The sequence below is a fragment of the Nitrospirillum guaranorum genome (genome assembly GCF_034653275.1).
Lineage (GTDB): Bacteria > Pseudomonadota > Alphaproteobacteria > Azospirillales > Azospirillaceae > Nitrospirillum.
This window is the reverse complement of record NZ_JAYEES010000003.1, coordinates 2,233,376-2,246,710: the sequence shown is the minus strand read 5'-3', so window position 1 is coordinate 2,246,710 and position 13,335 is coordinate 2,233,376. Positions and strand designations below refer to the sequence as shown.

General features: G+C 71.0%; 7 protein-coding genes. 6 read left to right on the top strand and 1 reads right to left on the bottom strand.

What is annotated here, in order from left to right:
* The first annotated feature begins 41 nt into the window (after positions 1-41).
* The 5 genes from UAJ10_RS19190 to UAJ10_RS19170 all read left to right on the top strand — a co-directional run bounded on the left by UAJ10_RS19190 (position 42) and on the right by UAJ10_RS19170 (position 7,418).
* On the top strand, positions 42-2,684 hold the full coding sequence (locus UAJ10_RS19190) for a glycoside hydrolase family 3 C-terminal domain-containing protein (RefSeq protein ID WP_322916798.1): 2,643 nt from the start codon (positions 42-44) through the stop codon (positions 2,682-2,684).
* A gap of 7 nt (positions 2,685-2,691) precedes the next feature.
* Positions 2,692-4,923 (top strand): alpha-amylase family protein, encoded by a 2,232-nt coding sequence (locus UAJ10_RS19185; RefSeq protein ID WP_322916797.1) that lies wholly within the window; start codon positions 2,692-2,694, stop codon positions 4,921-4,923.
* Positions 4,924-4,955: 32 nt separating this feature from the next.
* Complete coding sequence (locus UAJ10_RS19180) at positions 4,956-5,882, top strand: VOC family protein (RefSeq protein WP_322916796.1); 927 nt, start codon at positions 4,956-4,958, stop codon at positions 5,880-5,882.
* A gap of 30 nt (positions 5,883-5,912) precedes the next feature.
* A complete protein-coding gene (locus UAJ10_RS19175; RefSeq protein WP_322916795.1) occupies positions 5,913-6,734 on the top strand; it encodes a biopolymer transporter Tol in 822 nt (273 codons plus the stop codon).
* Between the two features lie 99 nt (positions 6,735-6,833).
* On the top strand, positions 6,834-7,418 hold the full coding sequence (locus UAJ10_RS19170; RefSeq protein WP_322916794.1) for a hypothetical protein: 585 nt from the start codon (positions 6,834-6,836) through the stop codon (positions 7,416-7,418).
* Positions 7,419-7,502: 84 nt separating this feature from the next.
* Here the strand turns inward: UAJ10_RS19170 and UAJ10_RS19165 are convergent, their stop codons facing one another.
* Entirely contained in the window at positions 7,503-10,601 is a 3,099-nt protein-coding gene (locus tag UAJ10_RS19165) for a ligand-binding sensor domain-containing diguanylate cyclase (protein ID WP_322916793.1), read from the bottom strand.
* A gap of 203 nt (positions 10,602-10,804) precedes the next feature.
* Here UAJ10_RS19165 and UAJ10_RS19160 point away from each other — a divergent pair, with 203 nt between their 5' ends.
* Positions 10,805-13,333 (top strand): zinc-dependent metalloprotease, encoded by a 2,529-nt coding sequence (locus UAJ10_RS19160; RefSeq protein ID WP_322916792.1) that lies wholly within the window; start codon positions 10,805-10,807, stop codon positions 13,331-13,333.
* Positions 13,334-13,335: the final 2 nt, after the last annotated feature.

The window sequence follows — 13,335 nt, the reverse complement described above, 5'->3', positions numbered from 1 at the left end:
TCCCGGACTTGAAATGATAACGCTAACAATGGGAGGGGCGGATGGGTCGTTCCGTGTTTGGCGCCGCTGTGCTGGCGGCCATGGGGCTGGCGGGCATCGGATCGGTGGGTAGCGCGCAAGCGCAGCAGGCGGCGGCCAAGCCGCCCTACCTCGACCCCAGCCTGCCGGTGGAGCGCCGGGTGGATGATTTGATCAGCCGCCTGACCCCGGAGGAGAAGGCCGCGCAGCTGACCAACCAGGCCCGGGCCATCCCGCGCCTGAACATCCCCGCCTACAACTGGTGGAGCGAGGCGCTGCACGGCGTGGCCCGCAACGGCGAGGCCACGGTGTTCCCCGAGCCCATCGGCTTGGCCGCCACCTTCGATCCCGAGGCCATCCGTCAGATGGGGGTGGCCATCGGCACGGAGGCGCGGGTCAAGTTCAACCGCGTGGAGAAGGCGGGGGCGGAGCACCGCATCTACCAGGGCCTGGATTTCTGGTCGCCCAACATCAACATCTTCCGCGACCCGCGCTGGGGCCGGGGGCAGGAGACCTATGGCGAGGACCCCTACCTGACCGGCAAGCTGGGCGCCGCCTTCGTCCAGGGCATGCAGGGCGATGACCCCAAGTATTACCGGGTGATCGCCACCGCCAAGCACTACGCCGTGCACAGCGGGCCGGAGCCGACGCGCCACGAGGTGGACGTGGCCGCCAGCCGGCATGACATGGAGGATACCTACCTGCCGGCCTTCCGCGAGCTGGTGACGGCGGGCAAGGTGGCCTCGGTCATGTGCGCCTACAACCGCGTGAACGGGCAGCCGGCCTGCGCCAGCGATTTCCTGTTGAACGACCAGTTGCGCAAGCGCTGGGGCTTCAAGGGCTACGTCGTGTCCGACTGCGACGCCATCGCCGACATCCAGCGTGGCCACCATTACACCAAGACCCTGGCGGAGGCGGCGGCCGTGTCGCTGAAGCGCGGCGTGGACAATGACTGCACCCAATACAACCGGCCGCCGGACGAGCCGGATGATTTTGATCTCTACCGCGACGCCATCACCCAGGGGCTGGTGACGCGGGAGGAGGTGGACGCCAGCCTGCGCCGCCTGTTCACCGCCCGCATGCGCCTGGGCCTGTTCGATCCGCCGGCCAGCGTGCCCTATGCCCAGGTGGATGACGCGCAACTGAACGCGCCGGCGCATGTGGCGCTGGCCTTGCGCCTGGCCAACGAGTCCATGGTGCTGCTGAAGAACAACGGCGCGCTGCCGGTGAAGCCGACGGTGAGGAAGATCGTCGTGGTGGGCCCGCTGGCCGATCAGGTCGATGTGCTGCTGGGCAACTACAACGGTCAGCCCATCCACCCGGTTACGGCGCTGGACGGCATCCGCGCCGCCTTCCCCAACGCCCAGATCGTCTATGAGCCGGGCAGCAACTTCCTGCGCGGGGCCTCCACCATCCCGGCCAGCGCGCTCAGCGGGCCGGACGGCACGCCGGGCCTGAAGGGTGAATATTGGGGCAACCGCGACTTCAGCGGCGCGCCGGCCGTGACCCGCACCGACGGCACCCTGAACCTGGACCGCGACATGACCCCGGTGGTGGAGGGCCCCGCCATCTCCGCCCGCTGGACCGGCTTCGTCACCGTGCCGGCGACGGGCGAGTACAACATCGGCCTCAGCGGCGCCAACGCCACCTTGTGGGTGGAAGGGGCCGAGGCGGTGAAGAACGGCGATCGCCAGCGCACACCGCAGATGAAGGCCCTGCATTTCGAGGCCGGGCGCCGCTACGCCATCCGCATCGACCAGACGCCGGCCAAGGGACCCGTCATCCGCCTGGTGTGGAACCCGGTGGTGACCGATCCGCTGAACCGCGCCGTCGCCGCCGCCAAGTCGGCCGACCTGGTGGTGGCCGTGGCCGGCATCAGTTCCGCCCTGGAGGGGGAGGAGATGACGGTGACCGTCCCCGGCTTCAAGGGCGGTGACCGCACCAGCCTGGACATGCCGGCGGAGGAGGAGACCCTGCTGAAGGCGGTCAAGGCCACGGGCAAGCCCATGGCCCTGGTGCTGATGAACGGCTCCGCCCTGTCGGTGAACTGGGCCGCCGCCCACGTCGATGCCATCATCGACGCCTGGTACCCGGGGGAGCAGGGCGGCACCGCCATCGGGCAGACCCTGTCGGGCGCCAACAACCCCTCCGGCCGCCTGCCGGTGACCTTCTACAAGGGCGTGGACGGCCTGCCGCCCTTCGAGGATTACGGCATGAAGGGGCGGACCTACCGCTACTTCAGCGGCAAGCCGCTGTACGCCTTCGGCCACGGCCTGAGCTACACCACCTTCGCCTACACCCCGCCGGCCCTGTCGGCCGCCACGCTGAAGGCGGGTGAGACACTGGGCGTGAACGCCCAGGTGCGCAACGCCGGCGCGGTGGCGGGGGATGAGGTGGTGCAGCTGTACCTGGGCTTCCCCCAGGTTCCGGGCGCCCCCATCCGGGCGCTGCGCGCCTTCACCCGCGTCCACCTGGCGCCGGGCGAGGCCAAGACCGTGCACTTCGACCTAGACCCCCGCGACCTGTCCAGCGTGACGGAGGCGGGCGACCGGGTGGTGGCCGGCGGCGCCTACACCCTGACCGTGGGCGGTGGCCAGCCCGGCACCGGCGTTCCCGGCGCCACGGCGGGCTTCACCGTGGCCGACACCACTCCTGTGGCGGAGTGAGGTGGCCATGGAAGCCAACCGCCGTGAGTTCGCCCTGATGGCCGGGGCGGCGCTGGCCGTCGTTGGGACAGAGGGCGCCGGGACGGCCTTCGCCGCGCCCGGGCCCGCCGCCTACCCGCCGGATGCGTGGCACCAGCGCATGAAGCGCATCGTCCACGTCAATTTCAACGAGCGCGATCCGGAGACCTTCGACGTCGGGACGTGGGTCGACTACCTGGCCTCCTGCCAGGCGCAGATGACCTATCTCAGCGGCACCAACGTGGTGGCCTTCTACCCCACGGCGTTGCCCGACCTGCCGGTCAGCGCCTGGCTGAAGGGCCGCGACGTGTTCGGGGAGTGTGTGGCGGCGGCCAAGGCGCGGGGCATCCGCGTCATGGGCCGCTTCAGCATCGACATCGCCAAAAGCCAGCTGGCGGACACGCATCCCGACTGGTTCTGCCGCACCCAGGACGGGGCGCTGGTCCGCCGCTCCCTGGTGGGGTCGCCGGACGACCCATCGGCCTCGTCGGAGTTCGCGCCCACCTGCCAGTTCAGCGACTATTACACCACCTTCGTGCCGGCGCTGTTCGATGAGGTGCTGAGCCGCTATCCCATCGACGGCATCTACAGCAACGGCTGGCCCAGCCCGGACGCCGTCGTCTGCTATTGCCCCATCTGCCGCACCATCGGCGACCCGCATAGCCGGGCGTACGAAGACGCCTTCCTCAAGCGGGCGGTGGAGTTGTGGTCCCGCTACGACGCCCTGGTGAAGAAGCACGACGCCCGGCTGATCTTCACCGGCAACCTGGGCGGCGGCTTTCGTGGCGGTACCCTGGACCTGTCGGCGCTGGCCGCCACCGCGCCCTGGTTCATGGCCGACAACCAGGGCCGGGGCGGCATCGGCGCCCCCGCCTGGGACGCCAGCCAGCAGACGCGCATCGGCAAGGCCATCGTCGGCAACTCAGGGGACCGGCCCGTCACCAACATCACGGCGGGCTATGAGATCGCCGGCGACATCCGCTGGCGCAACGTCACCGGCAACGCGGTGGAGGTGCGCTCGCGCATCCACCAGACGCTGGCGGCGGGCGGCGTGGTGCACTACCACTGGCTGGGCTTTCAGCAAGGCTTCATCGAGGACCGGCGCTGGCAGAGGGTGGGGCGGGAGGTGCTGGCCTGGCAGGCCGCCAACGACCGTCATTTCCACAACCGCCGTTCCATCGCCAGTGTGGCCCTGGTGGTTTCCCAGCGCGGCAACCGCCTGTACGACCCGCCGGCGGGAACGGACACGCTGGACGCCGTCCAGGGCATGTACCAGCTGCTGACGGAGGCGCGCATCCCCTTCGACGTGGTGCTGGACCGCGACCTGACCGCCACCACGCTCAGCCGCTACCAGACCCTGGTGCTGCCCAACATCGCGCTGATGGGCGACGCCCAGGCCGCCGCCGTGACGGCCTTCGCCAAGGCCGGCGGCAGCGTGCTGGCGACCTTCGAGACCGGGCTGTACGACGAGGCTGGACGCCCCCGCGACGATTTCGCCCTGGGCGCCCTGTTCGGCATGCGCCGCGCCGGCAAGCGTGAGAGCTTTGGCCAGGCGGCCACGCCCAGTCAGCCGCGCTTCCCCGGATCCAGCGCCATCCAGCGCATCGAACGGCGCCATCCCATCCTGGCGGGGTTCGAGGAGACGGACTGGATCCAGGGCTCCAGCTGCCGCGTGCCCATCACCATCGAGGGTCCGCCCCTGCTGACCCACGTGGCGCAGTATCCCTGGTACCCGACGGAGGGCGTCTACAGCCGCCAGCCGCACACCGACCAGCCCACCATCGCGGTGCGCGAGGCGGGCGGGGCGCGGCTGGTCTATCTGGCGGCGGATGTGGAGGCCGGGTACTGGCGTTCCGGCGCCGCCGACCTTGGCGACCTGGTCACCAACGCCCTGCGCTGGCTGGCCCCGGCCCCGCCCATCACCGTGCGCGGCCCGGGCCTGGTGGAGGTGTTCGGCTGGGAGACGGAGCCGGGCTACGCCCTGCACCTGGTCAACCACACCAGCCCCGGTTTCCGCGCCAGCGCCGCCCGCGCCTTGAGCCCGCTGGGGCCGCAGGCGGTGCGCATGACCCTGCCGCCTGACCAAGGGGGACCCAAGCCCATCCGGCAGGCGACCCTGCTGCGCGCCGGCCAGCCGCTGCCCCTCCGGCAGGAGGGGGCGGTGGTGGAGTTCACCGTGCCCAGCCTGGACGAATACGAGGTGGTGGCGCTGGAGGTCTGATCTTTCGACGCAAAACAAAGCAGGGAGGAATCATGAAGAAGACTTTGATCGGCGCGCTGGCGCTTTTCGGCCTGTGCGCCCCGGCGCAGGCCGCCGCCCCGGCGCGGCCCCCCATCGTCGCCGTCTCGCACCTGGCGATCTACGCGGCGGACATGGCGAAGTCGGAGGCGTTCTACGTCCACGACCTGGGCGCCACCAAGCTGCCGGATCCGGAAGACCCGGCCGGCGCGCGCTATTATTTCAGCCCCACGCAGTTCGTGGAGGTGCTGCCCCTGCCGGCCGGGTACACGGGCATCAACCGCCTGGCCCATGGCGCCTTCAACACGCCGGATGTCGCCGCCATGCGCGACTATCTGATCGCCAAGAAGGTCGCCGTGCCGGGCAAGGTGCGGCAGGGGGCGGACGGCAGCCGCTGGTTCGACGTGACCGATCCCGAGGGCACGGTGATGCAGTTCATGCAGGCGCCGGCCACGCCGCCCGCCATCCCGGCCAACGCCCTGTCCAGCCACATGATGCACTTCGGCTTCATCGTCCATAACCGGGCGCTGGAGGACGGCTTCTACCAGCAGGTCCTGGGCTTCCATCCCTATTGGGCGGGCGGGATGGAGGATGACAAGCCCACCTGGATTTCCCTGCAGCTGCCGGACAGCCGCGACTGGATCGAATACATGGTGGTGGGCACGCCGGACACGAAGGGCATCCCGCCCGACCTGTCGCAGGCCACGCTGGGCGTCTTCAATCATTTCGCCCTGGCCATCCCCAACGCGGAGGCCGCCTACACCCTGCTGTGGAACGGCGATCGCCTGAAGGGCCAGGACAACCTGCCCAAGATCGGGCGCGACGCGAAGTGGCAGATGAATTTGATCGATCCCGACGGCACCCGGGCGGAACTGATGGAACTGCACGCCATCGGCACACCCTGCTGCACCCCCTTCGGCGCGCCCGATCCCGAGAAGTGAGCGGCGCCCTCCAAGAACAGGAAGCATGACATGACCCATCGCATGATCGCGCTGGCCGCCTGCCTCATGGCCGCCCTTCCGGCGGCGGCGCAGGAGGTGCCCGGCACCTCGCCCGCCAACAGCGCCCCGGGCGCACCCACGGCGCCGGACTGGGCCTATCCCGACTATCCCGGCCATCGCCAGGTGGCGCCGCCGGCGGGCTTCCACCGCCCGTCGCGCGTGGAGGACACGCCCATCGGCCTGTTCGACGGCCAGGCGGACGTGGGCGGCGCCCTGGTGCCGGGGCAGGGGACGTTCCAGGACGGCCGGTACACCATCACCTCGGCCGGCTACAACATGTGGTATGGCCGGGACGAGTTCCGTTTCCTGTGGAAGAAGATGTCCGGCGACGTGTCGTTGGCGGCGGATGTCACGTTCCCCAACCCCGTGGGCTACGGCGACCGCAAGGCCCTGCTGGTCATCCGCCAGAGCCTGGACGACGACGCGCCGGAGATGGTGGTGGGCCTGCACGGCACCGGCATGTTCCATATCGCCTGGCGCCCCGCCAAGGGGGCCGAGATGGTCGACATGGAATACAAGGTGGGCAGCCGCGGCGCCTTGAAGGGCGAGGCCGTCGGCGGCCTGGTCACCCTGCATCCCCAGCGCATCGGCATCGAAAAGACGGGCGACGCCTTCACCCTGTGGGTCAGCGAACAGGGGGAGCCCATGCACCCCTACGGCGCCCCCATCCCCCTGAAACTGACCGGGCCCTTCTACGCCGGCATCGGCTTCGTCTCCCATCTGCCGACCACGGCGGACACCGCGGTGCTGTCCAAGGTGACGCTGGAGAACGCGGCCGGGAGGGTCCGGTAGGCGGTACGCTGGCCCGGATTATCTCGTTAAGGGAGATTCCGGGCCAGCGAGGCCTGTGCCAGGCTGGGCCCAGATGCGATCATCCCCGAAGGACCGCCCATGACCGCCCTGCTTCCCGCCGAGCTTGCCTGGTACGCCACCGGCCGCTTCTACGGCACCAAGGACGGGGAACTGGCCGACTATGGCTATTTCCTGCACCTGCCGTTCGACGGGGTGCCGCTGTTCGACGGCACCCCGTCGGAGAGTGCCGCGCACTTCACCTTCGCCGCCCGGCCGTTCAAGGCGGCGCGGGTCGATAACGGTGTGCTGACCCTGGGGCTGGATCCGGTGGGCGAGTTCTCGCTGTACCTGCAACGCCGGCCGGCGGCCACCTTCGACAACCCCGCCTCGTTCATGGAGGGAGAGCGCATCGCCACGTTTCGCCGCGCCAGCCTGGCGGTGGGTACCACGGTCGCGGTCACCGTTGGCGCCACGCCCGCGCCGGTTATCGGCACCAACGTGTTTTCCGCGCGCCTAGTGGCCAGCATCCCGTTCGACTTCGCCGGGGCCCGCCACGACCTGGCGCGACACATCGGCCGGGGCATCACCCAGTTCGGCACCGCCGCCGCCACGCCGGTCACCCCGCCGCCGCCCGGCTACGAGGTGGTCCTGCCCTTCACTGGCTCCGCCATCGCTTTGGGCTGAGCTAAGTGCGCGCCGTGGACGCGGCGATCGCGCGCGAACCTCGACATGAAGGATACTTAACGCCCTTCTGTTGCCGCTCCTGGCTTACTCCGCCGAGCGCGTCATCTCCACCCGGTTGCGGCCGGATTGCTTGGCGACGTAGAGGGCGGCGTCGGCGCGGACGTAGAGGGCATCCAGATCCTCGCCGTCGCGCAGGTCGGCCAGGCCCAGGCTGGCGGTGACGCGGATTTGGGCGCCGCCGTCGAGCGCCACGCATTCGTCGCTGATGGCTTGGCGCAGGCGGTCGGCCAGCAGGCGGGCGCCGTGGGCGGCGGTGTGGGGCATCAGCAACGCGAACTCCTCACCGCCGATGCGGCCCACCAGGTCGGTGGAGCGCACATGGCTGGCGATGACGCGCCCCGTGAGGGCCAGCACGGCGTCGCCGCCGGGGTGGCCGTGGGTGTCGTTCACGCGCTTGAACTCGTCCAGGTCCAGGATGGCCAGGGTCAGGGGCGTGCCGTGGCGGCTGGCCAGCGCGATCATGTCGCGCGCCCGCTCCATGAAATGGCGGCGGTTGGCGCAGCCGGTCAGTGGGTCGGTGGTGGCCAGGTGGGTCAGGCGATCATTGGCGGCGCGCAGGTCGGCGGTGCGGTCGGCGATCTGGTTTTCGAGTTCCGCCTGCCGCCGGCGCAGATAGCTGGTGCGCCAGCGCACCAGCAGCGTCACCGCCACCACCGCCAGCGCCACCGCCAGCAGGCGCAGCCACAGGCGCTGGTACCAGGCCGGCATCACGCGCAGGGGCAGGGTCAGGTCCCGCTCCGTCCACACGCCGTCGCGATTGCTGCCCCGCAGGCGCAGGGTGTAATCGCCCGGCGGCAGGTTGGTGTAGACGGCCAGGCGGCGGTTCACGTCCGCCTCGTTCCAATCGGCGTCGTAACCCTCCAGCCGATAGGCGTAGCGGTTGCGGCCGGGGGCGGTGTAGTCCAGGGCGGCGAATTCCACCGCCAGGCTGTTGGTCTCGGGCGTCAGCACCAGGGGGCCGGTCGCACTCACCCGGGCCACGGGCACGGGGTGGCCGCCCACCCGCAGGTCGGTGATGACCACCGGGGCGGGAAAGCGCCAGGCGGGCAGGGTGCCCGGGCGCACCACGGTCATGCCGCCCTTGGACCCGAACAGCGCCTCCCCCGCCGGGGTGGCGGCGCTGGCGCCCACGAAATAGTCGACCAGGGCGGAACCGTCGGCGCGGCGCACCGCCCGCACCTCCAGCGTGCCGGGATCGATGCGGGCCAGCCCGTCGTCGGTGCCGGCCCAGATGACGCCGTCGCCGTCCATCGCCAGGCTGCAGACATTGGCGTGGGGCATGCCCTGGGCCAGGCCAAAGTGGCGGAAGCGTGGTTTGCCCCCGGCGTCCCGGCCGGTCATCAGCGCCAGGCCGCCGCCGAAGGTGCCGACCCAGAGGCGCCCCTGGCGGTCCACCAGCAGGCTGCTGACATAGGGGTCCGGCAGGCCCTGGGGATCGCCGGGGCCCGGGGGGATGCGTTCCACGGCGCCGGTGGCGATGTCGACGTGGTTCAGGCCGTTGCGCGTCCCGACCCACAGGTCATGCCCGGCGCCGGCCAGCAGGGCGCGGATGGTGCGGTCGGACAACCGGGCCTGGTCGGCCGGGGTGGCGCCGAACACCAGCCGGCCGGGCGTGCCGCCGGGACCGTCCAGCGTGTAGCCGCGCAGCCCATCCTCTTCCCCACCCACCCACAGCATGCCGTCGCGGACGATGAGCGACATGGTGGGGGCGGCCGGGTCGCGGCCGCCGGGCAGGATGACGCGACGCACGGCGCTGGCCGCCGCATCGGCGCGGTACAGGCCCCGCCGCGTGGCGATGTAGACGCGGCCCGCCTCATCCTGCGCCAGGGAAAAGACGATGTCCGGCGGCAGGGCGTCTTCCGGCCGGTTGGGATCAGGGCGCAGCGCCGCCACCCGTCCCCCTGCCGGATCGATGACATCGATGCCGCCGTCGAAGTAGCCCAGCCAGGCCCGGCCATCCCGCGCGGACAGGAGGGCGAACACGTCGCTGGCGCTCAAGCCTTCCCGCCGGCTGCCGCCGAAGACGGTGGCGACCAGGCCGGCGTCGTGAGGGTGATAGCTGAGGCCGCCGGTGCCCCCCACCCAGATCGATCCGGCGCTGTCGCGCAGCAGGGCCCAGATGTCGTCGTGGGCCAAGCTGGCGGGCTGGGCCCGGTCATGGCGGATGGGGCGCATGGCGCCGGACCGGGTGTCGATGGCGATGATGCTGCGGTTGCGCAAGCCCACCCAGATTTCATGCGGGCCCGAGGCGCAGATGGCGGAGATCCAGCCCGTCAGGTCGGTGGCATCCGGGTTGACGGCCCGGGGCGCGGCGCCCGGCCGGTCCACGGCGTACAGGCCATACCGGATGGTGCCGACCCAGATGCGCCCCTCCCCGTCCTGGAACAGGACCGAGACATTGGTTTGCGCGGTTTCGCCCAGCGGCACGGCCGTGAAGCCGGTGCCGCCGGGCTTGCGGTAGGCCAGGCCCTGCGCTGTGCCCACCCACAGGCCACCGGCGCCGTCGCGCAACACCGCCTGCACCCGGCCGGCGGGCAGCCCGTCCGCCTCCGGCGTCCCGGCGCGCAGCACCGTCACCGTCCGGCTGTCGATGTCCAGGTGGCGCAGCCCGTCGTCGGTGCCGATCCACAATCCGCCGGCGCCGTCGTCGGTGATGGTTCCGATGTCCGGCCGCCCATTGATGGCGCCCAGGGGTATGGTCTCGAACCGATCGCCGGCGGCGTCATACAGCGCCAGGCTGTTCGCGCCCACCCACAGCCGTCCCTTGGGGTCGATGAACAGGCTTTTGATGAAGTCGCTGGGCAGGCTGCCCGGCACGTCCTGCTTGGCCGTGTAACTTTTGAAGCGGTAGCCGTCCCAGCGGGCGAGGCCGCCCTGGGTTCCCACCCAGATGAAGCCGTCATGGTCCTGCGCCAGGGCGGTGGGCACGGGATGGGGCAGGCCCTGGTCACGGCCGTAATTCTGGAACACCGTTTCCGCCAGGCCGGACCAGCGGTCCGCCGGCGCGGCGCGAACCAGCGAGGGCAGGGCGACAAGTCCCAGCAGGAAGGCGACACGGCACAGCCGCAATCCGCCAAGGACCAACCCGCTTACCCGCTTCACGCTCAAGATGCTGCCGCCCATCGCCCGTTCGACATAGGAACCATAACAGGTATGGCGTGTCTTAACACCGGCGTGTCGCTACCAACACGCTATCTTCTGGTCAGGGATAATGGATATCCGTCGGTTACGGAAAGGTTTTTCAAGGGACTAATTCAGCGGCCCTTGTCTGCCGGCGGCATTTCGGCACATCGTGCGTCCAAACAGGGCACCATGGGGGACATCCGTTGCGCACGTCATCGCTGGCCGTGTGGGCCGCCGCGTTGGTCTTTTCCACCGCACCCATCGCCTTGGCGGCGGCGCCCGCCGGGGCCCCCGTCGGTGCACCCCCGGGGGCGGCCTCTGGCCAGGCCGCGGCCCTGCGGGACCTGCCGGCGCAGGACGGCCTGCTGCCGGTGCGGGTGGACAGGGCCGCGGGCAAGATCTTCCTGACCCTGCCGGCGCCGGGGGCCGACGGCGTGATGGCGCGCTTCCTCTACACGCCGGCGCTGCGCACCGGCCTGGGCTCCGCCCCCACCTTTCTGGATCGGGGACGCGTCGGGCAGACGCAGGTGCTGGCCTTCCGCCTGCTGGGCGCCAAGGTCGCCCTCCAGTTCGAGAACCCGCGCTTCCGCAACCCAACGGCCGCCGGCGCCAGCGCCGACTTCGCCACCTCCATCGTCTGGATGGGGGACGCCATACCCTTGTCCGACGGGCGGGTGGCGGTGGACATCGCCAAGTTCCTGACCGCCGACATGCTGGGCATCGCCAAGTCGCTGGGGCAGGAGGGCGACGCCATCGGCACCGGTGGCGCGCCGCAGGGGGCGGGCAAGGGCTTCAAGCTGGACGGGGGCTTGAGCGCCGCCGACCCCACCTCGCTCAAGCTGTTTCCCGACAACCTGGAGATCGACGCCGTCCAGACCTACACCTCCGACCATCCGGGGGCGGAGGTGGAGAACATCGCCCCCGATGCCCGCCAGGTCAGCTTCACCGTCCATCACAGCTTCGTGCGCCTGCCGGGCCCCGGCTTCACCCCGCGCTCCTTCGATCCGCGCATGGGCGGCTTCTCCACCCAGGCGGTGGATTACGGCCGGCCCCTGGGCCAGGACGTGGTGCACGACGTGGCCAACCGCTTCCGCCTGGAAAAGCTGGACCCGGCCGCCGCCCGTTCGCGAGTGAAGAAGCCCATCGTCTTCTACCTGGACCGCACGGCGCCGGAGCCGATGCGCACCGCCCTGCTGGAGGGCATCAACTGGTGGGCCCAGGCCTTCGAGGCCGCCGGCTATATCGACGCCTTCAAGGCGGAGCCGCTGCCCGAGGGCGCGGACCCCATGGACGTGCGCTACAACATCGTCAACTGGGTGGACCGCGCCACCCGGGGCTGGTCCTACGGACAGGAGATCGTGGACCCGCGCACGGGCGAGATCGTGAAGGGCATGGTGGTCCTGGGCTCCGAACGGGTGCGGCAGGACATCCTGATCTTCGAAGGCCTGGTGGGGGCGGACAAGGTGGGAACCGGCGGGCCCAACGATCCGGTCCAGGTGGCGCTGGCCCGCCTGCGCCAGCTGGGCGCGCACGAGGTGGGCCACGCCCTGGGCTTCGCCCACAACTTCGCCGCCAGCACCCAGGGCCGCGCCTCCGTCATGGACTATCCCGCCCCGCGCATCGGCCTGGTCGACGGCCATCCCGACCTGTCGGACGCCTATGGCGCCGGCGTGGGCGCCTGGGACAGGGCGACGGTGGATTGGCTGTACGGTGCCGCGCCGGCCGGAACCGTGAATCCCGGCCAAGACGACCAGGCGGCGGCCGACGCCAAGGCCACAGCGGCGGTGGCCGCCGGCCTGCGCTATGTCCAGGACGACAACGCCCGACGGCCGGACACGGCCCAACCCTGGGGTGGCCTGTGGGACGACGGCGCCGACCCGGTGGCGGAACTGACACGCCTGATGGCCGTGCGCCGCGCCGCCATCGAGCAGTTCGGCCTGCGGGCCCTGGCGCCGGGGGAGGCGGTGGCGGAACTGCGCCGCCGCTTCGTGCCCATCTGGCTGCTGCACCGCTACCAGGTGAACGCCGCCGCCAAGTCGGTGGGCGGCGTCACCTTCGCCTATTCGGTGAAGGGGGATGGGCGGGAGGCGTCGGTGCCCGTGGCGGCCGACACCCAGCGCGCCGCCCTGTCGGCCTTGCTCTCCACCCTGTCGGCCGACCAGCTGCGCGTCCCGGCCGGCCTGCTGCCCCTGCTGTCCGCCGCGCGCAACGGCAGCGACAACCGCCAGTTCGATATCGAGCTGTTCGCCACTGCCGGCGGCCCGGTGTTCGATCCCCTGGTGGCGGCGGATGTCGCGGCCTCCGTCACCCTCAACACGCTGCTGGCGCCCACGCGCCTCGCCCGGCTGGCGGTGCAGCATGCCGCCGACCCCCAGGCCCTGGGGGTGAACGAGGTACTGGAACGGCTGGTGTCCGCCGTCCTGCCGGACAAGACGGATGCCGTCAGCCGCCGCGTCGCCTATCGCGCCATCGTCACCATGGCCCAGGTCGCCCGCCGTCCCGGCACCACGCCGGAGGTGGCGGCCGTGCTGGACCAGCGGGTGCATGAGGTGGCGGAGACCCTGGCGAAGGGCCACGGCGATGCCGACGAGCGCGCCTGGGCCCTCAGCCTGTCGCGCCAGCTGCTGGACCCGCAGCAGGCGGACAAGCTGCTGGCCGACCATCCGCGCTCGGTGGAGGTGCCGCCGGGCGACCCCATCGGCGGGGAGAGCGATTGGATGGACCTGCCCTGACC